The following is a 23,328-nucleotide window of genomic DNA, read 5'->3' as shown; positions in this document are numbered from 1 at the left end:
CGGCCGGGGAGCGTGCAGCTCCCCGGCAGCGCGTGCTCACCACGTGCGATTTTTCTTGAACGCGTCCATCGCCTTCTGCATCTCGGCGTGGATCTCGTCGTTGTAATCGCCGGTCTCCGTGATGCGCTGGAGCAGCTCGGCGTGCTCGGCACGCAGGTAGTCGAGCAGCGCCTTCTCGAAACGAACCACCTGGTCGTTCTCGACGTCGTCGACATAACCCTCGTTGGCGGCGAAGAGCACGAAGGCCATCTCACCGACCGACTGCGGCTCGTACTGCCCCTGCTTCATCAGCTCCATGGTGCGCTTGCCGCGCTCGAGCTGCTGGCGCGTGGTCTCGTCCAGATCGGAGGCGAACTGGGAGAACGCCGCCAGCTCGCGGTACTGGGCCAGCGCCAGGCGGACACCGCCGCCGAGCTTCTTGATGATCTTCGTCTGCGCCGAGCCACCCACGCGGGAGACCGACAGACCGGCGTTCACCGCGGGCCGCACGCCCGAGTTGAAGAGGTCCGTCTCGAGGTAGATCTGCCCGTCGGTGATCGAGATCACGTTCGTCGGCACGAAGGCGGACACGTCGCCGGCTTGGGTCTCGATGATGGGCAGCGCGGTCAGCGACCCCGTCTGGCCCTTGACCTCGCCATTGGTGCGACGCTCGACTTCCTCGGCGTTGATGCGCGAGGCGCGCTCGAGTAGCCGGGAGTGGAGGTAGAAGACGTCACCCGGGTACGCCTCACGACCCGGCGGCCGGCGCAGCAGCAGGGAGACCTGGCGGTAGGCCCAGGCCTGCTTAGTCAGGTCGTCGTAGATGATCAGCGCATCTTCGCCGCGGTCACGGAAGTACTCGCCCATGGCGCAGCCGGCGTAGGGGGCGATGTACTGCATGGCGGCCGACTCGGAGGCGCCGGCGTTGACGACGATGGTGTTGTCCATCGCGCCATGCTCCTCGAGCTTGCGCACCACGTTGGCCACCGTCGAGTTCTTCTGCCCGACCGCGACGTAGATGCACTTAATGCCGCTGTCCTTCTGGTTGATGATCGCGTCGACGGCCACCGCGGTCTTGCCGGTCTGGCGGTCGCCGATGATCAGCTCACGCTGACCCCGGCCGATCGGGACCATGGAGTCGATCGCCTTGAGGCCGGTTTGCACCGGCTGATCGACGCCCTCACGGGTGATAACGCCGGGAGCGACCTTCTCGATGGGCTCGCTGGCCTCGGTCTTGATCGGGCCCTTGCCGTCGCAGGGGCGGCCCAGGGCGTCGACCACACGGCCGAGCATAGCCTCACCGACCGGCACCTCGAGGATGCGGCCCGTGCACTTGACGGTGGCCCCCTCCTTGATGTGCTGATAGTCACCGAGGAGGACGGCACCGACGGAGTCCCGCTCGAGGTTCAGGGCCATGCCGAAGGTGTCGTCAGGGAACTCCAGCATCTCGCCGAACATGACGTCGGCGAGGCCGTGGATGCGGCAGATGCCGTCGCCGACACTGACGACGGTGCCTTCGTTGCGGGCCTCAGCCGCCGCGTCGAAGTTCTCAATGCGACGCTTGATGAGCTCGCTGATCTCCGATGGATTGACTTGCATCGTCCTACCTCGTCAATGAACCAGTGCACTCGAGAGGCGGGCCAGTTTGCCCTTCACCGAGCCGTCTATGGTGGTGTCGCCAGCGCGGATAATCGCCCCCCCGATGAGGGACTCGTCGATCCGCGTCTGCAGCCGCACCTCTCGGCCGAGGCGCTTGCGGAGCGCTTCGGCCAGGCGTTCTTGCTGCGCGTCCTCGAGCTGGGTCGCCGAAAGCACCTCGACATCGACGATGCCCTCGGCCTCGGCACGCAGCTGCTCGTAGACCCGGGCGACCTCCGGCGCGTACTGCAGGCGCCGGTTGCTCGCCAGCAGCCGGACGAAATTCTTCCCGGCCTGCCCGATGTCGCCTGCCGCCTCGCAGACTGTGCCGGCGAGTTCCTCGGCACTGATCCGCGGGTGGGTGAGCAGCGAGGCGAGCTGGGGCACCTGCACCACCTCGGCCACCGCCGCAAGCCGACGCGACCAAGCCTCGCGCTCGGTCGCGTCGTCACCGGCAAGCTCGAAGACGGCGCGCGCGTAAGGTCGGGCCAGTGTGCTGCGCTCGGCCATGGCGCCTCCCTAGATTTGCGTCGCCAGATCGTCGATCAGATCCTTGTGCGCCTTGGCGTCCACCTCGCGCTTCAGGATCTGGCTGCTCGCCTGCACGGCGATGGTTGAGACCTGCTTGCGCAGGTCCTCGCGGGCCCGCTGGATCTCCTGATCGATCTCCTCACGGGCGGAGGCCAGGATCCGGTCGGCCTCGGTGCGGGCCTCGGCCCGCGCCTCTTCGATCATCTCGGCCTGACGCTTGTTGGCCTGGTTGATGATCTGGCTGGCCTGCTCGCGGGCGTCCCGCAGCATGGCGTCGACCTCGGCCTGAGCCTTCTCCAGCTCCTCCTTGCCGCGTTCACCGGCGGCGAGGCCGTCGGCAATCTGCTTCTGCCGGTCGGCAAGCGCCTGTTGGATCGGCGGCCAGACGAATTTCATGGTGAACCAGACGAACAGCGCGAAGCTGATCATCGGCCCCCAGAACGTGGCACCAAAGTTCACGGTTTCACCTCCGATCGAGCTGGCGGCTTAAAAGCGCCGGCGTGTGTTTACGCGCCGGCGGCGGCCTCGACAGCACCCAGGAACGGGTTGGCGAAGGTGAAGAACAGCGCGATACCAACGCCGATCATGGCGACGGCGTCGAGCAGGCCGGCGACCAGGAACATGCGAACCTGCAGCATCGGGGCCATCTCGGGCTGACGGGCGACGCCCTCGAGGAACTTGCCGCCGAGGAGGCCGAAGCCGATACCGGTGCCGATGGCGCCGCCGGCGATCAGGATGCCCACGGTCAGGGCGGTCAGCCCCTGGACGTTAGCAATGAGCTCTGCGAGTTCCATGTGATTCCTCCCGGATTCTCAGTATCGAAAGTGGGGCAGTTTAATGTTCTTCATACGCCATGGCCAGATAGACCACGGTGAGCATCATGAAGATGAAGGCCTGCAGCGGCACGACCAGGATGTGGAAGATCGCCCAGGGCGTGCCGAGCGCCCACTGGATCCACCACGGGAGCAGAGAGATCAGGATGAAGACCAGCTCTGCGGCGTAGAGGTTGCCGAACAGTCGCAGGGAGAGCGACACCGGCTTAGCGATGAACTCCACGACGTTGAGGATCAGGTTGGCCGGAGCCAGCCACGGGCCCAGGGGATGGGTGACCCAGCTCTTGAGCCAGCCACCGACACCCTGGCCCATCACGCCGTAGATGATGATCAGCGCCAGCACGCTCAGGGACAGGCCGAAGGTGAAATTCAGGTCGACACTGGGAAGGATCTTCCAGTAGTCCACCCCCACGGCCATCATGATGCTCGGCACCATGTCGATCGGCACGAGGTCCATCAGGTTGGAGAGGAAGACCCAGCAAAAGATGGTCAGCGCCAGCGGCGCGATGACCTTGCTCTTCGCGTGGAAGGTCTCCTTCACCGTCTTGTCGATGAACTCGATCATGGCTTCGACGAAGTTCTGCAGCCCACCCGGTACGCCCGGCGTGGCCTGGCGGGCGGCCAGCCAGAAGACGTAGCAGAACAACGCGCCGAGACCGAACGACATGATCAGGGTATCGATATGGAGCGTCCAGAAGCCGGTGGCCCCGGAGTCGATCGTACCCTCGGTCAGGTCCAGGCGAAGGTTGGTGAGGTGGTGCTGGATGTAGTCCGTCGCGTCGAACTCGCTGTCGGCGCTCATGGCAAACGTTGCTCCCCGGTTTGGTACCGCGCGGATGCGCTAGGTACGGAGGGCCCCCAAGAAGAAGAACCAGTAGGTGCCTAGGGCGGCTGCGTACGTTGTTATCAGCGGCAGAAAGTGCCCGCTTAACCATCGGAGCGCGATAATAAAGAGCACCGCCGTGAGAATCAACTTCACGACTTCTCCGATGTAAAAAGCCCTGAGCACTTGCCGGGGCGCCGTCCCCGGCGCCTTGGAAAAGACGTGGGCCGCGTAGTAGGCCGAGGGGACGATGGCGATCGCGGCACCGCAGGCCGCGGCGATGGCCGACCAACCACCGTCCAGGAGCCAGAGGCCAGTGGCTATGGTGCCAACGCCGGCTTGGGTCAGCAGGACGGCGATAACCACCCGTAACGCCGGGCGGCGGCTGCGCCACATGCCCTGTGGCTCGTAATCCTGATTGAGGGCTTCGCTCACTTCCACGCTTTACGCCCTACGGCATCGATAAGTGGCGGAGTCTAAACGGCGGCATCAGGGGGGTCAAATCAGGCTCCCTTACTCAACGGATACGTCCGAGGATGCCGTCGAGTTCCTCGAGGCTGCTGTAACGGATGACCAGCCGACCCTTGCCCTGGCGGCGGCTGTGCTGGATGTCCACCGGCGCCCCCAGCCGATCGGCGAGCGTATCGCGCAGTCGCTCGACATCCGGGTCGAGGCGCCGGGCATCACCGCCCTGCTCCTGTTCGCTCTCCGAGGGCGCCGCGGCGGCCTTCTGGTAGCGGCGGACCAGGGATTCCGTCTGGCGCACGGTCAGCTGATCGCGGGCTACGCGGGCGGCCGCCTCGCTCTGCGCGGTGCCCGTCAGTCCGGCCAGGGCCTTGGCGTGCCCGGCTTCGAGGCGGCCTTCGCTGACCAATCGCTGTACATCCTCATTCAGTTCGAGCAGCCGCAGCAGGTTCGTTACCGCGGTACGGGAGCGCCCCACCGCCTCGGCGGTCTTCTGATGGGAGAGGCCGAACTCGTGGATCAGCCGCTGCAGGGCACCGGCGGCCTCCAGCGGGTTGAGGTCTTCGCGCTGGAGGTTCTCGATCAGACCGACGGCAATGGCGGCCTCGTCGGGGATGTCGCGGACCAGCGCCGGCACGTGGTCGATACCGGCGCGTTGAGCGGCCCGCCAGCGGCGCTCACCTGCGACGATCTGATAGCGGCCGGCCTCGGTGGGGCGAACCACCAGCGGCTGGACGACGCCCTGGGCGCGGATGGAGTCGGCCAGCTCCTGCAGGGCCTGATCGTCAAAGTGGCGCCGCGGCTGATGGGGGCCACGCTCCAGCAGATCCACGGGCAGGTCATGAAGCTCGCCGCCATCCACCGGCTGGCCGGCGGCGACGGCACCGGGCTCGGCACCGAGCAGGGCATCCAGGCCGCGGCCGAGACCACGCTTCTTGTTCGACATACGTCTGCTCTCTCCTCGGGTTGCGTGCGGTGAGTCGATCAGGCGGAGGCGGCCGTGGCCGCCTGGCCGCTGCGGTGGCGGCGTTCCATCTCGGTGGCCAGGGCCATATACGCCAGGGCGCCGCGCGAGGCGCGATCGTAAGCAAGGGCCGGTAATCCGTGGCTGGGCGCTTCGGCGAGGCGCACGTTGCGCGGGATCATGGTGCGATAGAGCTGCGCCTCGAAGTGGGCGGCGAGCTGCTCACCGACCTGATTGGCCAGGTTATTGCGGGCGTCATACATGGTACGCAGCAGCCCGTCGATGGCGAGGCTCGGGTTGGCGCTGGCCTGGACTCCGCGGACGGTATCGAGCAGCGCAGTCAATCCCTCGAGGGCGAAGTACTCGCACTGGATCGGGATCAGAACCCCGTGAGCGGCCACCAGGGCGTTCAGGGTGAGGATATTCAGCGAGGGCGGACAGTCGATGAGGATGTAGTCGTAGTCCTCGGTGACGGCGCGGAGCTGACGACTGAGTCGCTGTTCACGTCGGTCCGCCTCCAGCAACTCGACCTCGGCGGCGGTCAGGTCTCCGTTCGCGGGCAGGACGTCAAAGCCGGCGCCCTCGATGGCATGGATCGCCTCGGAGACAGCCGCCTGCTCGGCCAAGACCTCGTAGGCGGTCGGGGCAATCGCGCGGCGATCCAGCCCCGAGCCGACGGTGGCGTTGCCCTGCGGATCCAGGTCGATGAGCAGGACGCGCTTGCGGTTGGCGGCCAGCGAGGCGGCCAGGTTGACGCAGGTGGTGGTCTTGCCGACGCCGCCCTTCTGATTGGTGATTGCGATGATCCGACCCATGACACTCTCCTGCGTTTCGGCTCCCGGCCAGGCCGGGGTCAGGGTTGAACGGGCGCGCGGCGGATGACGAGTCGGGCGCGCCCCTGACCGGCGATGGCCGGCAACTCGTGAACCTCGAGCTCCGCGGCAATTTCGCCGGGAAGCTCGGCCAACTCTTCCTCGATGCGCTCGCCCTTGAGGGCGAGCAACGCCCCGCCCGGCGCGAGCAGGCACCGTGTTCCCTCGATCAGTCTGACCAGTGGGGCAACGGCACGTGCGGTGACAACCGCAAAGGTGCGCTGGTCGAACGATTCCATGCGCGCCTGACGGACCTGGACGTGGCTCAGACCCAGTTCGGTGGCGCATTGGCGGAGGAAGCGCGTCTTCTTGCCGTTGCTGTCGATCAGGGTGACCGGCCGTTCGGGCTCCACCAGGGCCAGAGCGAGACCGGGGAACCCTGCGCCACTGCCGACATCCGCCAGGGCGCCGGGCGGGAGATGGTGCCGCACCACCAGGCTGTCGAGCAGGTGGCGATCGATGAGCGTCCCGGTATCCCGCGCAGCGGTGAGATTGTACGCGCGATTCCAGCGCATGAGCAGGGACAGGTACGCCTCGAGGCGCTGCCGGGCAGGGCCATCGAGGTCGATATCGAGCTCCTCAAGGCGCGCATTCAGGTGGTTACGCGGCATCTTCATCCTCACTGACAGCCCGCAGCCACCCGCGGCGGCGCAGATGAATGAGCAGCAGCGAGATGGCAGCAGGGGTCACGCCGGGCAGGCGTGCGGCCTGCCCCACCGTTGTTGGGCGCATACGGGTCAGCCGCTCGCGCACCTCGGTCGAGAGGCCATCGATGGCCCCATAGTCCAGGGCGTCCGGGATACGGACGCTCGAATAGCGCTGGTGGCGCTGGTTTTCCAGGTCCTGCCGTTCCACGTAGCCGTCGTAGCGCGCCTCGATCTCCAGCTGCCGCACGGCACGCTCGGTTGGCCGGTCGGTCTCCAGGGCGCCGATGAATCGGACATCGTCGTACGAGAGTTCGGGGCGGCGCAGAAGGTCGTAGAGGCTCTGATCGCGCCGAAGACGTGCGCCCAGACGCTCCTCCTGCGCAGCGGAGAGCCCCCCCGGCTGAACACGCGTCGCCTGCAGGCGCTGGCGCTCGCTCTCCAGCGCATCCCGGTAGCGCGCGAAGCCGGCCCACTGCGCCTCTCCGACCGAGCCCAGGCCGCGGCCGATCTGCGTCAAGCGGTCCTCGGCGTTGTCATCACGCAGACGCAGTCGGTGCTCGGCACGGCTGGTGAACATTCGGTACGGCTCGGTGACGCCGGTGGTGACCAGATCGTCGATCAGCACGCCGATATAAGCCTCATCCCGCGTCGGGAACCAAGGATCCTCGCCGGCGGGTACACGGGCTGCGTTGAGTCCGGCGATCAGTCCCTGGGCGGCGGCCTCCTCGTAGCCGGTGGTGCCATTGATCTGCCCAGCCAGATAGAGCCCGCCGACGGTGGCACTTTCCAGCCAAGGGGTCAGTCCGCGGGGGTCGAGATAGTCGTACTCGATGGCGTAGCCGGGGCGGGTGATTTGTGCCTGCTCGAGGCCCGGCATGCTGCGGATCAGGGCCTCCTGAACGGCAAATGGGAGCCCGGTGGAGACGCCATTGGGGTAGAGCTCAGTGGCGTGGAGCCCCTCGGGCTCGAGGAACACCTGATGGTGATCGCGATCGGCGAAACGTACCACCTTGTCCTCGATGGACGGACAGTAGCGCGGCCCAGAGGACTGGATGGCACCGCTGTACATCGGCGACTCATCGAGCGCATCACGGATGATGCGGTGGGTCTCGGGGGTCGTCCAGCTGATCAGGCAAGCCGCCTCGGGGAGCGGGCGCTCCGGCGGACAGAACGGCGAGAACAGTGGGCGCGGGTTGTCCCCGTGTTGGGCGTCTAAACGGTCAACCGCGACGCTGCGGCGGTCGATGCGCGGCGGGGTGCCGGTCTTCAGCCGCTGAACCGGCAGACCGAGATCGCGCAACGATGCCGCCAACTGATCGGCCGCCGGATCGCCGGCACGCCCCGCGCTGTGGCGGGAGGCCCCGATGTGGATCCGTCCGGCCAGGAAGGTTCCGGCCGTGATGACCACTGCTGGGGCATGGAAGCGGGCACCGCTTTCGGTCCGTACGCCGCAACAGCGATCACCCTCGATCAGCAGCTCGTCGGCAGCATCCTGAAAGAGCGCGAGGCTGGGAAGGACGTCGAGTGCCTGTCGAGCGGCACGGGCGTACGTCGGTCGGTCCGCTTGGATGCGGGTCGCACGAACCGCTGGGCCCTTGCGCTGGTTCAGCACGCGCGCGTGGATAGCCGAGGCGTCGGCAAGGCGCCCCATGACGCCGCCAAGGGCATCAATCTCACGCACCAGGTGCCCCTTACCGATCCCGCCGATGGCGGGGTTGCAGGAGAGCGCACCAATAGTCTCAAGATTGTGCGTGATCAGCAGGGTCGAACGCCCCAGACGGGCGGCCGCAGCGGCGGCCTCGGTGCCGGCATGGCCGCCGCCTATAACGATGACATCGTAGCGGTTGGTGTTCATGCGGGGATTTTGGGCCGCCGGGGCAGAACCCTCAAGGGGGATGTTCCACGTGGAACAGTGCACACCCCCCCGACTGGGCTCCCCTCCCCAAAACCGGAGTGTTCCACGTGGAACTACTTGCCGATGCAGAACCCAGAGAAGATCCGATCCAGTAGTGCTTCGTGGCTGACGCGGCCTGTAATCTCGCCCAGCGAGCTCTGCGCCCGACGCAAGGCCTCCGCGACCAGCTCTTCCTCACCGCCCCGCGTCGCTGCCCCCAGCGCCTCTTCGAGTTCTCCGGCGGCCCGATCCAGCGCATCCAAATGACGCTGCCGCGCCGCCCAGGCGTCGTCCCCAGCCTCGCCGGCCACCAGCGACTCCAGACCGTCGCGAAACGCCTCCATGCCAGCCCCGGTCCGCGCACTGACCCGCGCCACCGACACGTGCCCACCGAGTGCGCCACCCTCTTCCCACCCGGGTGCCTCCCCGGTCTCGTCGATCTTGTTCCAGACCACAACCGCCGGCCCGGGCGCCTGCGCCTCCAGCCGCTCTCGCAGCTCCCCGTCGAGCGCCCCACCGGCCTCCACAACCACTAAAAGCAGATCCGCCTCCGCTGCAGCCGCCCGTGCACGCCGGGCGCCTTCAGCCTCGATTTCGTCCTGCTCCTCGGCACGCCGTAATCCGGCCGTATCCAGCAGCTCCGCCCGCCTCGCCCCGATCACCGCCCGCTGCCGCACCACATCCCGCGTGGTGCCCGCGCGACCCGAGACAATCGCCGCCTCCTCCCCGCTCAGTCCGTTCAGCAAGCTCGATTTCCCCGCGTTCGGCGGCCCAATGAGCACCACCCGCATTCCATCGCCGAGTCGGACCCCTGCCGATGCACGCCGCCGAATCTCCTCAAGCTCCCCCAGCAAACCTCGAACCTCTCTGCCGAGCTCCGGCGGATCGGCCGGCACGTCCTCGTCGTCCGGGAAATCCAGGAAGGCTTCCACATGCGCCCGCAGCTCGAGCATGCGCTCCCCGAGCCGATCCACCCGCTGCCCGAAAGCGCCGGAAAGAGCGCGCAGCGCCGCCCGACGAGCGCTGTCCGTCTCCGCCTCGATCAAAGACGCCACCGCCTCGGCCTGCGTCAGATCCAGCCGACCATTGAGGAAGGCGCGCTCCGAGAACTCCCCGGGCCCAGCCGGACGCGCTCCCGCCGCGCAGAGCGCCCCGAGGATCGCTCCCACCGCCGCAGGGCTCCCGTGGCCCTGCAGCTCCACCACGTCCTCCCCGGTATACGACGCCGGCGCCTTGAAAACCAGAACCAGCCCTTGATCGAGCACTTCCCCGGCCGCATCCCGAAAGCGCCGCAGTGCCGCCTCCCGCGCCGCCGGCAGCGGACCGGCCACCGCTTCCGCGACCGCCAGTGCCCGCCGACCGGATACCCGAACGACAGCGACCCCGCCCTGCCCGGACGGGGTCGCCATCGCACAGATCGTGTCGGCCTGCCGGCCGTCGTCTACGCTGTGTCGGATTTCTCCACCTGACGCAGTATGTACCATTGCTGTGCGATCGACAGGATGTTGTTGGTCAGCCAGTAGAGTACCAGTCCCGCCGGGAACAGCATGAAGAAGCCGGTGAACACGAAGGGCAGGACCTGCATCACCCGCTTCTGGATCGGATCCATCGGCGGCGGGTTCAGCTTCATCTGCACCAGCATGCTCGCGCCCATCAGCAACGGCAGGATGAAGTAGGGATCGCGGCTGGACAGATCCTGGATCCAGAGCATGAACGGCGCGTGCCGCAGCTCGACACTCTCGACCAGGACCCAGTACAGGGCGATAAACACCGGGATCTGCACCAGGATCGGCAGGCAGCCGCCCAGCGGGTTGATCTTCTCCTTCTTGTAGAGCTCCATCAGCGCTTGGTTCATCTGCTGCCGATCATCCGAGTAACGCTCCCGGATCTGTTGCATCTTCGGCTGAACCTTGCGCATCTTCGCCATCGAGCGATAGCTGATCGCAGAGAGCTTATAGAAGGCGATCTTAATCAACAGCGTCAGGATCAGGATCGCCACGCCCCAGTTCTTGACCAGGTTTTCGATCTGATCCAACGCCCAGAACAGCGGGTTGGCGAGGATGGTCAGGAACCCGTAATCCACGGTCAGACGCAGGTCGTCGACCTCCAGCGCCGACCCCACCGCCGTAAGCCGGTCCTGCTCCTTCGGGCCGATGAACAGCCGGTTCGTCTTCTGCCCGCTTTCCCCCGCCTCGAGCTGCAGCCACGGCGAAGACATGCCGAGCAGGTACGTCTCCTGCGGGAGTGCCCGCGTGTAGTAACGGTACGTCTCGCCACGCTCCGGGATCATCACCCCGAGGAAGTGATGCTGGAGCATGGCCGCCCACCCGTCACGCACGTCCCGCGACAGGTCCGAGTCCTCCATGTCGCTGAAGGAGATCCGGCTAAAGCGATCCTCCTGCGTATACAGCGACCCCCCGGTGAAGCTGTGGATGTACCACGGCGTGGTGCCCGGCGGATCCGGCCGCCGACGCAGCTGGATGAACTGGAACCCGCTCCAGTCCGCCTCGGCGTTGTTCTCGACCTCGTGGCGGACATCCACCAGGTAGCTGTCCCGCCGGAAGGTGTAGACCTTGCGCACCTTGACGCCGTCTTGCTCCCAGACCAACGGAACCTCGACGGTGTCCTCACCCTCGCCGAGCTCGAACGCCTCCTGCTCCACCTCGTAGCGGGCGTCTCGGCCTGGTACAGGTCCATCGCCGCCGAGCCCCGCCTGAGCGACGAACAACGGTTCACCCTCATCGCGCAACAGCCGGTACGGCGTCGGGTCGTCCGAAGCCTTCTGGTGCTTGAGCAGATCCAGTTGCCGAATGTCACCGCCCCGGGTGCTGATCTCCGCCTCAACCAGATCGGTCCTCACCCGCACCCGCTTGGCATCCTCCTCGTCCGGATCCACGACCCCTTCCGCCATCGGGTCCCCGGCGTCGGGCTCCTCGGCCCGGGACGGTGCATCCGGTGCCTCGTCGTCGACTTCGACCTCCTGTTCCTCCACCACTGTTTCCGCGGGTTCCATCTGCTCCCGCTCCCAGGCGAAGTACAACAGCAGGCTGATCCCGGCCAGGGCGATCAGGAGGATGAGGCGTTGATTCTCCATGGGGATCTACTCTCGCGTACGGTCGGTGCGCTCCGGTACGGGGTCGAGCCCGCCCGGATGCCACGGGTGACATTTGCCCAGACGCTTCACCGCCAGCCAACCTCCGCGCCACGGACCGTGACGGGAGATCGCCTCTGCGGCGTATTCAGAACAGGTCGGGAGGAAACGGCAGCGCGGCCCCAGAAACGGGCTCACCACATACTGATAGGTTCGAATCACCCCGATCAGGAGCCATCGCATGGCCGCCCCCGCGCGTGCGCCCAGAGTTCCTCCAGCGCGCTGAAAAGGGTCGCGTTGTCCGCCTCGGCGACGGCACCGCGCACCCCAACCACAAAATCGCGGTCCGGCAGAGCCGCCTGCCGGACCCGGAAACTTTCGCGGATGATCCGCTTGACTCGGTGCCGTTGTGTGGCCCGGCGCAGTACCCGTTTGGGCACGGCCAGCCCCAGCCGCGGGCGCCCGCACCCATTTTGCCGCGCGCTGATGCGGAAGTAGCGGTTCGACGCCCGCCACTCCGGGGTTCGGAGCACTCCCTCGAACTCCGCACGCTGGAGCAGCCGTGCGGCCCGCGGGAACCTCTCGTCGACCGACAAGAGGAAGCAGGGACCCGGATCAGGCCGTCGGGGTCAGACGCTTGCGCCCCTTGGCGCGGCGGCGCTTGAGCACGAGGCGACCGCCCCGGGTGGCCATGCGGGCGCGGAACCCGTGGGTCCGCTTACGCTTGATATTACTCGGCTGATACGTGCGTTTCATGGTTCACGACTCATTCATAGAAAGGGATCGGGAGGCCGTCCTCCGGCCAGTGAGCCGCGAATCTACTTCGCCATCAAGGGCCTGTCAATTGCTACAGCGACGCACCGCGTTGCTGTGGAAAACCGGGGAAACCTGTGGATAACCTCCGGACCCCCATTTAGACTGTGTCGTCCACAACCCCCGGCCTTCCCGGCCCACCACCCGGAACAACGAGGTAGCCGTCACGATGGACGACTCGGTCTGGAGCGCGTGCCTTCAGCAGCTAGAGCGCGAGATCCCCGAGCAGCAGCTCAACACCTGGATTCGACCCCTGCAGGCGCAGCTCGAGGGCGACGCCCTGCGCCTCTATGCGCCGAACCGCTTCGTCCTCGATTGGGTGCGCGACAACTTCTCCGCGCGCATCGGCGAACTCCTCGCCGAGATCCGTCCCGGTGAAGCGCTGCGCGTGGAGCTTGAGATCGGCTCCCCGCCCACGCCGGAACAGCGCCAGGGCAGCACCGGCGGTACGGCGCAGGCGTCCACGCAGCGCAGCTCCGAACCGCGACAGCGACCCGTCGACTCCAATCTCAACCCCGGCTTCACCTTCGATTCCTTCGTCGAGGGCAAGTCGAACCAGCTTGCCCGTGCTGCCAGCATGCAGGTCGCCGACAACCCGGGCGGCGCCTACAACCCCCTCTTCCTCTACGGCGGGGTCGGTCTCGGCAAGACCCACCTGATGCACGCCGTCGGCAACGCCATCCGCACGGCCCGCCCCGAGGCCCGCGTCCTCTACCTGCACTCGGAACGCTTCGTCGCCGAGATGGTCAAGGCGCTCCAGCACAATGCGATCAACGAGTTCAAGCGCCATTATCGCAACCTGGATGCCCTGCTCATCGACGACATCCAGTTTTTCGCAGGCAAGGAGCGCTCACAGGAGGAGTTCTTCCACACCTTCAACGCCCTGCTCGAAAGTGAGCAGCAGGTGATCATGACCTGCGATCGCTACCCGAAGGAGGTCAACGGCCTCGAAGAGCGTCTGAAGTCCCGTTTCGGCTGGGGGCTCACGGTGGCCATTGAGCCACCCGAACTCGAAACCCGCGTCGCCATTCTCAAAAGCAAGGCCATCCGCGACGGCGTCGATCTCCCCGATGAAGTCGCCTTCTTTGTGGCCAAACGCCTGCGCTCGAACGTCCGCGAGCTCGAGGGCGCCCTGCGCCGCATCACCGCCAATGCGCAGTTCACCGGCCGCGCCATCGATGTCGACTTCGCCAAGGAAGCCCTGCGCGACCTCCTCGCGCTCCAGGACAAGCTAGTAACCATCGACAACATCCAGAAGACCGTGGCGGCCTACTACAAGATCCGCGTCGGCGATCTGCTCTCCAAGCGTCGCAGCCGGTCCATCACGCGGCCCCGCCACATGGCCATGGTCCTGGCTAAGGAACTGACTTCCCACTCACTGCCCGAGATCGGCGACGCCTTCGGCGGTCGCGACCACAGCACCGTCCTCCACGCCTGCCGCAACATCAAATCGCTGATCGAGGACGATGCACGCCTCGCCGAGGACTACGACAACCTGTTGAGAACCCTGAGTACTTAACCGGGGGCAAGCTGTGGAAAACCCGTGGAGGCTTTCCCGCCTCATTTTCCTCCCCAGGTTTTCCACACGTGGCACACCACTGGCACCGGTACTTGTTGTGAACTCTTTGTTCCTTCCCAGACAGTGCCTTATCAACGCTTTCCACAGGTTGACGCGGGGCCAATAACAACAACAAGCTTTCTCTTTTCCTAAGCAGTCATTACAGCCAACGAGGACGAACATGCGCTTCGAGGTCCAACGCGAACCCCTGCTCGCCGCTCTCCAGTCCATCGTCGGGGTCGTCGAGCGCCGCCAGACCCTGCCCGTTCTCGGCAATATCCGGGTCGAAGCACGCCCGGAACAGCTCCAGCTGACCGCCACCGACCTCGAGGTGGAACTCGTCGCCTACCTCGAGGCTCACACCCAAGACGAGGGTGTCATTACTCTTCCTGCGCGGAAATGGCTGGATATCTGCCGTAATCTTCCGGAAGGTGCCTCGATCAGCATCGAAACGAACCAGGATCGCGCTACGCTTCGTGCCGCCAGCAGCCGTTTTTCCCTCGCCACCCTGCCGGCCGACGAATTCCCCGAGGTAGAGTCCATCGGCCAAACCGAGTCCGTCGATATACCACGCACGGAGCTGCGCAAACTGATCGAGCGCACCCATTTCTCCATGGCGCAGCACGACGTCCGCTACTACCTCAACGGTCTGCTCCTCGAGCTCACCGGCAGCGGCGCGCGTGCGGTGGCCACCGACGGTCACCGCCTCGCCCTGGCCGAGAGCGACAGCCCGGTGAGCGTCTCCCAACCTCGGCAGGTCATCGTGCCGCGCAAAGGTGTCCAGGAGCTCTTGCGCCTGCTCGATGACGCTGATGAATCCGCCACCCTGGAATTCGGCACCAACCACGTTCGCGTCACCCTCCAATCGGTGCGCTTCACCTCCAAGCTCATCGATGGTGTCTTCCCCGACTACAATCGGGTGATCCCCCAGGACGGCGACAAGCACGTGCTGATCGACCGCCAATACCTGCGTCAGGCCCTGACCCGCGTCGCCATCCTCTCCAACGAGAAATACCGGGGCATCCGCTTTGCGGTGGAGGGCGACACCCTTCGCATCGGTTCGCACAATCCCGAACAGGAAGAGGCCGAGGAGGAAGTCAGCGTCGACTATGGCGGTGACGCCGTGGAGCTCGGTTTCAACGCGAACTACCTCCTCGACGCCCTCGGCGCCCTGGACACCGAACGCGTGCAGGTCACCCTGACCGATGCCAGCAGCAGCGGCTTGATCCGCGGGGAGGGCCTGGACAACGCCCGCTACGTCGTGATGCCGATGCGGCTCTGAGCTGAATGGAACGCCTGGAGGTCCACGGCTTCCGCAATCTGGATGAGACCCAGCTGCGGCCCCACCCTCACGTCAACGTGGTGATCGGGCCCAACGGCGCGGGCAAGACCAGCCTGCTCGAGGCAATCTACTTCCTCTCGCGGGTTCGTTCCTTCCGCACCCGGCAGAGCGATCGGTTGATCCGCTGGGGGGCGGACGAGGCGCGGGTCATCGCCGGCCGCGGCCAGGATCGCCTGGGGGTGGCCCGCTCCCCCGGCCATACCCGGCTGCGTCTCAACGGCGCCGACGCCAGCACCCGGTCGGCGCTGGCAGCCCGCCTACCGGTGCAGCTGATCAACACCGAGCACCAGCGCCTGCTGCTCGATGGACCCCGGGTCCGCCGCCAGTTCCTCGACTGGGGCACCTTCCACCTGGAGCCCGGCTACCGCGCGCTGGCGCAGCGCTACCAACACGCGCTGCGCCAGCGCAACGCCGCCCTGCGGGTTGGTGACCGCCGCAGCGAGCAAGCCTGGACCCCTGTGCTCATCCACTGCGCGACGGCCGTCGATGCCGCCCGCCACCGCTTCATCCAAGCCCTCCGCCCGACGTGGGCCGATCTGGCGCGCCAGTGGCTCGGCCTGGAGAACCTGGAGCTGCGCTACTATCGGGGCGCTGCCGCCGAAGCCGCGTGGGAGGATGTCCTCGATGAGCAGCTCGAGCGCGACCGCACCGCCGGTTTCACCCACCGCGGCCCGCACCGGGCCGACCTGCTACTCAGCCGCGAGCGCATCCCTGCCGCCGACGCCCTTTCCCGGGGCCAGCAGAAGCTGCTGGTCGTCGCATTGCTGGTCGCCGAAGTTCAGCTCTGGGCACGCCAGGGTCTGGCGCCCCTGCTCCTGATCGATGATCTGCCTGCCGAACTCGATCCGGTGCACTTGCGCACGGTGCTGCACACCGTGACCGATCAGCCGACCCAGATCTTCCTGACCGCCATCGACGGCGACGCCCTCCCGGTCAATCTGCCCCCGGGCCACTGGTACGACGTACGCGAAGGCAGCCTGTCAGCGATGGTATAATGCCGTTTTACGGCCGGACCCCCGGTCCAGACGCACCCCTTGAGAGGCTGAATCATCGATGACCACGGAGATTACGCCGCAGTACGACTCCGAGAGCATTCAGGTGCTGCGCGGGCTCGATGCCGTCCGCAAGCGCCCGGGCATGTACATCGGCGATACGGACGACGGCACGGGCCTCCACCACATGGTCTTCGAGGTCCTCGACAACTCCATCGACGAGGCCCTCGCCGGACACTGCTCCGAGATCACCGTCACCCTCCACGCGGATCATTCCGTCACCGTGACCGACAACGGTCGCGGCATCCCGGTGGACACCCATGCTGAGGAGGGCGTCCCCGCGGCGCAGGTCATCATGACCGTGTTGCACGCCGGGGGTAAGTTCGATGACAACAGCTACAAGGTCTCCGGCGGCCTGCACGGCGTCGGTGTCTCGGTGGTGAACGCCCTCTCCGAGCGCCTGCGGCTGGTCATCGAGCGCGATGGCAAGGTCCACGTGCAGGAGTATGCCGACGGTGCTCCGGTCACCTCGCTCAAGGTCGTCGGGGAGACCGAGCAGACCGGTACGCGCATCACCTTCAAGCCCTCTGAGGCCGTCTTCACCGAGGTCCAGTACAACTACGACATCCTCGCCAAGCGCTTCCGGGAGCTCTCCTTCCTCAATCCCGGGGTGCGCATCGTCCTCAAGGACGAGCGGACCGAGAAAGAGGACGTCTTCGAGTACACCGGCGGCATCCGCGCCTTCGTGGAGCACCTCAACCGCAACAAGACCCCGCTGCACCCGACGGTGTTCTACGTCACCGCCTGGCGAGACGGCGTCGGCGTGGATGTGGCGATGCAGTGGAACGACTCCTACCAGGAGAATATCTTCTGTTTCACCAACAACATTCCGCAGCGCGACGGCGGCACCCACCTGGCCGGCTTCCGCGGGGCGTTGACTCGTACGGTGAACGGTTACCTGGAGACCGAGGGCTACCTGAAGAAGCTCAAGTCCACTCCGAGCGGCGAGGATGTCCGCGAGGGGCTGACCGCCGTGGTCTCGGTCAAGGCGCCGGATCCCAAGTTCTCCTCGCAGACCAAGGACAAGCTCGTCTCCTCCGAGGTGAAGGGGATTGTCGAATCCCTGCTCTCGGAGTCGCTGCAGACCTTCCTCGCCGAGCACCCGCCGGAGGCTCGCGCCATCGCCGAGCGGGTCATCCAGGCCAGCCGCGCCCGCGAAGCGGCGCGCAAGGCCCGCGAGATGACCCGGCGCAAGGACGCCCTGGACATCGCCGGTCTGCCCGGCAAGCTCGCCGACTGCCAGGAGCGCGACCCGGCCAAGTCGGAGATCTATCTAGTGGAGGGCGACTCCGCCGGCGGCTCTGCCAAACAGGGACGGGACCGGCGCACCCAGGCGATCCTGCCGCTCAAGGGCAAGATCCTCAACGTGGAGAAGGCGCGTTTTGACAAGATGCTCTCCTCCGCCGAGGTGGGCACCCTGATCACCGCGCTCGGCTGTGGCATCGGCCGTGATGACTTTGATCCGGATAAGCTGCGCTACCATCGGATCATCATCATGACCGACGCCGACGTGGACGGCTCGCACATCCGCACCCTGCTGCTGACCTTCTTCTATCGGCAGATGCGTGAGTTGGTCGAACGCGGCAACGTCTACATCGCCCAACCCCCGCTGTACAAGATCAAGCGGGGTAAGCAGGAACACTACGTCAAGGATGAGCGCGAGCTGACCGATTACCTGCTGGAGCTGGCCCTTGACGGCGCCGCCCTCCACCCCGGCGGTGGTGCCCCGCCGATCACCGGCGAGGCCCTGGGTCGGCTGGCCCGTCGTTACTATGAGGCGATGGAGCTGATCGAGCACGTCTCACGGCGCTGGGATCCGGCCATCCTCGAGCAGATGACCACCCTGGCCCCGCGCGGCGAGGACGACATCACCGATGCCGCGGCCATGCAGGCGTGGTTCGAACAGCTGGTCGAGCGGGTGGAAGCCGCCACCGATGCCAGCATGCGTTACCGCGTGACGGTCCAGCGCGGCCCCGACGGGGGCTTCCAGGAAGCCGTCGTTACCCGGCGTCGCCACGGCCTGGATCAGGAGTACCGTTTTAACCCGCAGTTCTTCCTCTCGGCGGAGTACGAGACGCTGAAGGCCCTCGCCTCGCTGCTCGACGGTCTCCTGCACGAAGGCGCCGAGGTGCTCCGTGGCGAGCGGCGGAGACCGGTCGCCAGCCTCCGCGAGGCGGTGGATTGGCTCATGGAGGAGGCCAAGCGCGGGCAGACCATTCAGCGCTACAAGGGTCTGGGCGAGATGAATCCGGATCAGCTCTGGGAGACCACCATGAATCCGGAGACCCGCCGCCTCCTGCGGGTGACCATCGACGACGCGGTGGCCGCCGACGAGATCTTCACCACGCTGATGGGGGATCACGTGGAGCCGCGGCGCGACTTCATCGAGCGCAACGCACTGGCGGTCTCCAACCTCGACGTCTAATACCGCGGTCGCTCCCGGCGACCACGGCGGGGCGGCCGCGCCGGGGCGTTGCCGCCCCCGGCGCGGTTATCCGTCCGGGGGCCGGCCCTCCAGCTCCACCATCTGCCGCTCGATCCAGGCCTCGACCTCCGCGGTGATTTCCTCGGCGCTGCGGCCCTGGGTGGCCACAGGGGGACCGATGACAACCTCGATCCGCCCGCTGCGCCGCAGCGGGCTGTTACGGCCCCAGAACGAGCCGGCATTGTGCGCCACCGGCACCACCGGGACCCCGGCCCGGATGGCCAGCTCGGCACCGCCACTGCGGTAGCGGCCCTTCTGCCCTGGCGGGATCCGGGTTCCTTCCGGGAAGATAATGACCCAGCGCCCGCGCCGCAGCCGATCCGTGCCCTGTTCGATCACCTGTTGCCGTGCGGTGCCGCGGGCTTGGCGGTCGATGGCGATCGGCTCGAGCAGCCGCAGTCCCCAGCCGAAGAATGGGATGCGCAGCAATGACTCCTTGAGCACCCACGTCTGCGGCGAGAACCACTTCAGTAGGGCTAGCGTCTCCCACGCCGATTGGTGCTTGGCCATGACCACCGCGGCTCCCTCGGGGCGGTTCTCCAGTCCCTGCACCCGATAATCGAGGCTGCACAACCAGCGCGCCGACTCGATGACCACCAGCCCCCAGGCGCTAAGAAAGCGGTAGCGCGACCAGTAGCCGAGGGGATACGTAAGCAGCCCCAGCACGGTCCAGATCGGGGCGGTGACAGCCATCAAGGCCAGGTGTAGGCTGCTGCCCAGCCACTCGCGTGGAGTGCCGCCCTTGATTGTCATGGTTCCTCCTCCTCGAGCAGACGCGCCGCCGCTGCGGCCAGGTCGGCGTGGATCTCCGTCCCCGGCGGCAGCCCGCCCCGCGCCAACGTTTCCTCGCCCTTGCCGGTGCGTACCAAGATCGGTCGTGCGCCGACCGCGGCGGCGGCCTCCAGGTCCCGCGCCGAGTCGCCGATCACGGGTACGCCCTCGAGCCGCTCCTCCAGCCGTTCGGCCAGTTCGCGGTACAGTCCGGGGGCCGGCTTGCGACAGGTACACCCGTCCCCAGGACCGTGCGGGCAGTACGCCAGCGCATCGATACAGCCGCCGGCTGCAGAGACGGCCTGCTCGAGCTTAGCGTGGATGGCTTCCAGGGTCGCTGCGTCGAACAGTCCCCGGGCCAGACCGGACTGGTTCGTAGCGATGGCCACCCGCCAGCCGGCCCGGCTGAGCCGGGCCATGGCCTCGATGCTGCCGGGGATCGGTACCCACTCCTGCGGGGTCCGGATGAAGGCCTCGGAGTCGCGATTGATGACACCGTCCCGATCCAGGATGAGCCACGGCATAACGGCGGCTTCAGCCCGGCAGGTGGGAGAGGTCGGCCACCGCGCGGAAGGCGTGCCGGACGGCCCCGAGGAGCTCCAGCCGGCGCTGGCGCACCGCTTCGTCGTCGGCCATCACCATGACATCAGTGAAGAATCGGTCGACGGGCTCGTGCAGGCCTGCCAGAGCGGTGAGCGCTGCGCCGTAATCGGCCGCTTCGATGCATGGATGAGCCTCCGCCCACGCCCCCCGCAGGGCCTCGGCCAGTGCCTGTTCGGCCGGCTCATCGCCGGCGGCCACGGCCTCCGGCCGCGTTTGAGGATCGAGTCCGGCACGGCGCAGGATATTGCCGATGCGCTTGTTCGCCTCGCCCAGGGTCTGTGCTTCGGCGCGCTCGCGGAACGCCGAACAGGCCGCCAGGCGGCGGTGGAAATCCAGAGGCGAAGCCGGTTCGACGGCGGCCACCGCCTCGAACACCTCGGCGGCGTAGCCCCGCTCGGCGTAGTAGCCCCGGAGCCGCTCGTGACAGAAGCCAGCGACCTGTTCGGCGATGCCGTCGGTCGCCACCCCGCACTCGTCGGCGATCATCCCGGCGGCGGTGTCCAGCAGCTCGCGCAGCGAGAGGTCATGGCCGCCCTCGATCAGGCAGCGGAGCAGGCCGATGGCCGCCCGGCGCAAGCCGAAGGGATCTTTGTCCGCCGAGGGCGGGCCGTCGGCGGCGAAGATGCCGACTAGGGTATCGATGCGGTCGGCGATGCTGACAGCCTGCCCCTCCGGCGTGTGAGGCAGGGCATCACCGGCAAAGGCCGGCCGATAGTGGGCGCCGATGGCCGCCGCCACGGCCTCGCCCTCGCCGTCGGCCCGCGCGTAGTGGCCACCCATGATCCCCTGCAGCTCAGGGAACTCGTCGACCATCTCGGTGACGAGATCGCACTTGGCCAGCAGCCCGGCGCGGCCTGCCGCATCGGCATCCGCACCGATCTGCCCGGTGACCCGCTCCGCCAGACGGCTGATTCGCTCGCTGCGTGCGCGCAGATCGCCCAGGCGGCGGTGGAAGACTACGTGCTGCAGCTGCTCGAGCCGCTCGCCCAGGGGCAGGCGCCGGTCCTGCCGCCAGAAGAACTCGGCGTCCGCCAGGCGGGGCCGGATCACCCGTTCATTGCCGTGGCGGACCTGCTGCGGGTCGCGGCTGTCGATGTTGGCCACCGTGATGAAGCTTGCCAGCAGTCGGCCCTCGGCACCGCGCACCGGGAAGCAGCGTTGGTGTCCCTGCATGCTGGAGATGAGGGCCTCTTCGGGCATCGCCAAGAAGCGTTGGTCGAAGTCGCCGGAGAGTGCCACCGGCCACTCCACAAGGCCCGTCACCTCGTCGAGTAGCGCCTCGTCACCCACCGGTGTGCCGCCGGCACGCTCGGCCTCCTGGCGCACACCCGCCTCGACGCGACGCCGACGATCGGCGAAGTCCGCCACGACCCGTCCTTCCTCCTCGAGCAATTGCTCGTAGACGCCGGGCTCGGGGAGGTCGATCCCGCTGCGACCCCGGCCGTGGAAGCGGTGGCCATATGTGGTCCGCCCGGTGGGAATGCCGAGAATGCTACCGGGGATCACCGCCTCGCCGAGCAGCGCCACCGTCCAGTGGATGGGCCGTACGAACTCGACCTCGCCGCTGCCCCAGCGCATGCGCTTGGGAATCGGCAGTCTTCCGAGCGCGGTCTCCACCAGCCCGGGGATGATCGCCTCGGCGGCCTCGCCCGGTTGGACCCCGCGCCAGACCAGCCGTGGGCCCTTGTCGGTGTCAACGCTCTCCAGGTCTTCGACGCTGACGCCGCAGGAGCGCGCAAACCCCTCTGCAGCCTTGGTGGGATTGCCATCGGCATCTTGGGCGGCGTCAAGCCGGGGCCCGAGCCGCTCGATCCGTTCGTCGGCCTGGCGGGTGTCCACGGCCTCAATGCGCACCGCCAGTCGCCGCGGGGTGGCGAACGCCTGCACCCCCTGCGGCTGCAGGCGCTGCTCCTCCAGGGCGCCGGCGAGGTCATCCCGGAAGGCGGTCATCAGCCGCTGCAGGGCCTTCGGCGGCAGTTCCTCGGTACCGATTTCGATGAGCAGGGGGCGGCGTTCAGCCATGGGTGGACTCCTTATCCTGCAGCAGCGGAAAGCCAAGCTCCTCGCGCGACTGGTAGTAGCCCTGCGCCACGGTGCGGGCCAGATTGCGCACCCGCAGGATGTAGCCCTGGCGCTCGGTGACCGAGATGGCGCCCCGTGCGTCGAGCAGGTTGAAGGTGTGCGAGGCCTTCAGGACCTGCTCGTAGGCCGGCAGCGGCAGCCCTACCTCGACCAGGCGTTGGCACTCCTGTTCCTGGTGCCGAAAGGCCTCGAGCAGCGCCTCCACGGGGGCCTGCTCGAAGTTGTATGCCGACTGCTCGCGCTCGTTCTGCAGGAAGACGTCGCCGTAGGTGACCGGCCCCGCATCGGTGTGCGTCCAAATCAGGTCGTAGACGCTCTCCACGTTCTGCAGATACATGGCGATGCGCTCGAGCCCGTAGGTGATCTCGCCCATCACTGGCCGGCAGTCGAGTCCGCCCACCTGTTGGAAATAGGTGAACTGGGTGATCTCCATGCCGTTGAGCCAGACCTCCCAGCCCAGGCCCCAGGCCCCGAGGGTCGGTGACTCCCAGTCGTCCTCGACGAAGCGGATGTCGTGGATCTGCGGGTCGATGCCGAGCTGCTCCAGCGAGCCGAGGTAGCGCTCCTGAAAATCCGCCGGCGACGGCTTAAGAACCACCTGGAACTGATAGTAATGCTGCAGGCGGTTGGGGTTGTCACCGTAGCGCCCGTCCGTAGGCCGGCGTGACGGCTGGACGTAGGCGGCGTGCCAGGGCTCGGGGCCCATGGCGCGCAGGAAGGTCGCCGGGTGGAAGGTCCCCGCGCCCACTTCCATATCCAGTGGCTGCAGCACCACGCAGCCCTGTCGGGCCCAGTACTGCTGCAGGTTGAGGATGAGTTCCTGAAAATCCCGCGGTAGCTCGGCCAAGCTCGCCTCCGTTGATCCCGTCGGCTCAGTGCGCAGTA

23 protein-coding genes are annotated in these 23,328 nt (G+C 67.0%); 4 read left to right on the top strand and 19 right to left on the bottom strand.

What is annotated here, in order from left to right; genetic code table 11:
- Positions 1–36: 36 nt before the first annotated feature.
- From atpA to rpmH, 15 genes are all read right to left on the bottom strand, one after another.
- Positions 37–1,578 carry a F0F1 ATP synthase subunit alpha gene (atpA, locus tag CCR79_RS07005; RefSeq protein WP_201170251.1) on the bottom strand — a complete coding sequence of 514 codons (1,542 nt, stop codon included), beginning with the start codon at positions 1,576–1,578 and terminating at the stop codon, positions 37–39.
- A gap of 12 nt (positions 1,579–1,590) precedes the next feature.
- Positions 1,591–2,127 carry a F0F1 ATP synthase subunit delta gene (locus CCR79_RS07000; RefSeq protein WP_201170249.1) on the bottom strand — a complete coding sequence of 179 codons (537 nt, stop codon included), beginning with the start codon at positions 2,125–2,127 and terminating at the stop codon, positions 1,591–1,593.
- A gap of 9 nt (positions 2,128–2,136) precedes the next feature.
- Positions 2,137–2,607: a F0F1 ATP synthase subunit B gene (locus CCR79_RS06995; protein WP_201170247.1), complete on the bottom strand. Its 471-nt coding sequence runs from the start codon at positions 2,605–2,607 to the stop codon at positions 2,137–2,139.
- 47 nt (positions 2,608–2,654) lie between these two features.
- Entirely contained in the window at positions 2,655–2,942 is a 288-nt protein-coding gene (gene atpE, locus CCR79_RS06990) for a F0F1 ATP synthase subunit C (RefSeq protein ID WP_011815220.1), read from the bottom strand.
- Between the two features lie 40 nt (positions 2,943–2,982).
- Positions 2,983–3,783 (bottom strand): F0F1 ATP synthase subunit A, encoded by an 801-nt coding sequence (gene atpB, locus CCR79_RS06985; RefSeq protein WP_201170245.1) that lies wholly within the window; start codon positions 3,781–3,783, stop codon positions 2,983–2,985.
- A gap of 39 nt (positions 3,784–3,822) precedes the next feature.
- Positions 3,823–4,245 carry an ATP synthase subunit I gene (locus tag CCR79_RS06980; RefSeq protein WP_201170242.1) on the bottom strand — a complete coding sequence of 141 codons (423 nt, stop codon included), beginning with the start codon at positions 4,243–4,245 and terminating at the stop codon, positions 3,823–3,825.
- Between the two features lie 76 nt (positions 4,246–4,321).
- Entirely contained in the window at positions 4,322–5,215 is an 894-nt protein-coding gene (locus CCR79_RS06975) for a ParB/RepB/Spo0J family partition protein (protein ID WP_201170239.1), read from the bottom strand.
- A 38-nt stretch (positions 5,216–5,253) separates the two neighbouring features.
- Positions 5,254–6,048 (bottom strand): ParA family protein, encoded by a 795-nt coding sequence (locus CCR79_RS06970; protein ID WP_201170236.1) that lies wholly within the window; start codon positions 6,046–6,048, stop codon positions 5,254–5,256.
- Positions 6,049–6,086: 38 nt separating this feature from the next.
- Positions 6,087–6,716 carry a 16S rRNA (guanine(527)-N(7))-methyltransferase RsmG gene (gene rsmG, locus CCR79_RS06965; protein ID WP_201170234.1) on the bottom strand — a complete coding sequence of 210 codons (630 nt, stop codon included), beginning with the start codon at positions 6,714–6,716 and terminating at the stop codon, positions 6,087–6,089.
- A complete protein-coding gene (gene mnmG, locus CCR79_RS06960; RefSeq protein ID WP_201170232.1) occupies positions 6,706–8,607 on the bottom strand; it encodes a tRNA uridine-5-carboxymethylaminomethyl(34) synthesis enzyme MnmG in 1,902 nt (633 codons plus the stop codon). The genes rsmG and mnmG overlap by 11 nt, the downstream gene beginning before the upstream one ends.
- Before the next feature lie 113 nt (positions 8,608–8,720).
- Positions 8,721–10,130: a tRNA uridine-5-carboxymethylaminomethyl(34) synthesis GTPase MnmE gene (gene mnmE, locus CCR79_RS06955; protein WP_201170229.1), complete on the bottom strand. Its 1,410-nt coding sequence runs from the start codon at positions 10,128–10,130 to the stop codon at positions 8,721–8,723.
- Positions 10,088–11,740, bottom strand: a complete 1,653-nt coding sequence (yidC, locus tag CCR79_RS06950) for a membrane protein insertase YidC (protein WP_201170226.1) — start codon at positions 11,738–11,740, stop codon at positions 10,088–10,090. Before yidC ends, mnmE begins: the two co-directional genes overlap by 43 nt.
- A gap of 6 nt (positions 11,741–11,746) precedes the next feature.
- Positions 11,747–11,980: a membrane protein insertion efficiency factor YidD gene (yidD, locus tag CCR79_RS06945; RefSeq protein WP_201170223.1), complete on the bottom strand. Its 234-nt coding sequence runs from the start codon at positions 11,978–11,980 to the stop codon at positions 11,747–11,749.
- On the bottom strand, positions 11,965–12,333 hold the full coding sequence (gene rnpA, locus CCR79_RS06940) for a ribonuclease P protein component (RefSeq protein WP_201170220.1): 369 nt from the start codon (positions 12,331–12,333) through the stop codon (positions 11,965–11,967). The genes yidD and rnpA overlap by 16 nt, the downstream gene beginning before the upstream one ends.
- A gap of 19 nt (positions 12,334–12,352) precedes the next feature.
- Positions 12,353–12,493 (bottom strand): 50S ribosomal protein L34, encoded by a 141-nt coding sequence (gene rpmH, locus CCR79_RS06935; protein WP_011814026.1) that lies wholly within the window; start codon positions 12,491–12,493, stop codon positions 12,353–12,355.
- A gap of 226 nt (positions 12,494–12,719) precedes the next feature.
- Between rpmH and dnaA the strand changes: the two genes are divergently transcribed.
- The 4 genes from dnaA to gyrB all read left to right on the top strand — a co-directional run bounded on the left by dnaA (position 12,720) and on the right by gyrB (position 18,927).
- On the top strand, positions 12,720–14,069 hold the full coding sequence (dnaA, locus tag CCR79_RS06930) for a chromosomal replication initiator protein DnaA (RefSeq protein ID WP_201170217.1): 1,350 nt from the start codon (positions 12,720–12,722) through the stop codon (positions 14,067–14,069).
- Between the two features lie 220 nt (positions 14,070–14,289).
- On the top strand, positions 14,290–15,390 hold the full coding sequence (dnaN, locus tag CCR79_RS06925; protein WP_201170215.1) for a DNA polymerase III subunit beta: 1,101 nt from the start codon (positions 14,290–14,292) through the stop codon (positions 15,388–15,390).
- Between the two features lie 5 nt (positions 15,391–15,395).
- The gene (gene recF / locus CCR79_RS06920; protein WP_201170212.1) at positions 15,396–16,445 is read left to right on the top strand and encodes a DNA replication/repair protein RecF; all 1,050 of its coding nucleotides are present in this window, start codon (positions 15,396–15,398) and stop codon (positions 16,443–16,445) included.
- 58 nt (positions 16,446–16,503) lie between these two features.
- On the top strand, positions 16,504–18,927 hold the full coding sequence (gene gyrB, locus CCR79_RS06915; RefSeq protein ID WP_201170209.1) for a DNA topoisomerase (ATP-hydrolyzing) subunit B: 2,424 nt from the start codon (positions 16,504–16,506) through the stop codon (positions 18,925–18,927).
- 66 nt (positions 18,928–18,993) lie between these two features.
- Here the strand turns inward: gyrB and CCR79_RS06910 are convergent, their stop codons facing one another.
- The 4 genes from CCR79_RS06910 to glyQ are packed head-to-tail and all read right to left on the bottom strand — an operon-like array spanning position 18,994 to position 23,290.
- Positions 18,994–19,740, bottom strand: a complete 747-nt coding sequence (locus tag CCR79_RS06910; protein WP_201170206.1) for a lysophospholipid acyltransferase family protein — start codon at positions 19,738–19,740, stop codon at positions 18,994–18,996.
- The gene (gmhB, locus tag CCR79_RS06905; RefSeq protein WP_201170203.1) at positions 19,737–20,282 is read right to left on the bottom strand and encodes a D-glycero-beta-D-manno-heptose 1,7-bisphosphate 7-phosphatase; all 546 of its coding nucleotides are present in this window, start codon (positions 20,280–20,282) and stop codon (positions 19,737–19,739) included. The genes CCR79_RS06910 and gmhB overlap by 4 nt, the downstream gene beginning before the upstream one ends.
- 10 nt (positions 20,283–20,292) lie before the next feature.
- The gene (gene glyS / locus CCR79_RS06900) at positions 20,293–22,383 is read right to left on the bottom strand and encodes a glycine--tRNA ligase subunit beta (protein ID WP_201170200.1); all 2,091 of its coding nucleotides are present in this window, start codon (positions 22,381–22,383) and stop codon (positions 20,293–20,295) included.
- Entirely contained in the window at positions 22,376–23,290 is a 915-nt protein-coding gene (gene glyQ / locus CCR79_RS06895; RefSeq protein ID WP_201170197.1) for a glycine--tRNA ligase subunit alpha, read from the bottom strand. The genes glyS and glyQ overlap by 8 nt, the downstream gene beginning before the upstream one ends.
- Between the last annotated feature and the right edge of the window lie 38 nt (positions 23,291–23,328).

Origin of the sequence: Halorhodospira halophila, assembly GCF_016653405.1 — a bacterium.
Classification (GTDB): Bacteria; Pseudomonadota; Gammaproteobacteria; order Nitrococcales; family Halorhodospiraceae; genus Halorhodospira; species Halorhodospira halophila_A.
Note: the sequence above shows the minus strand (reverse complement) of the source record. Positions and strands in the feature narration are given on the sequence as shown.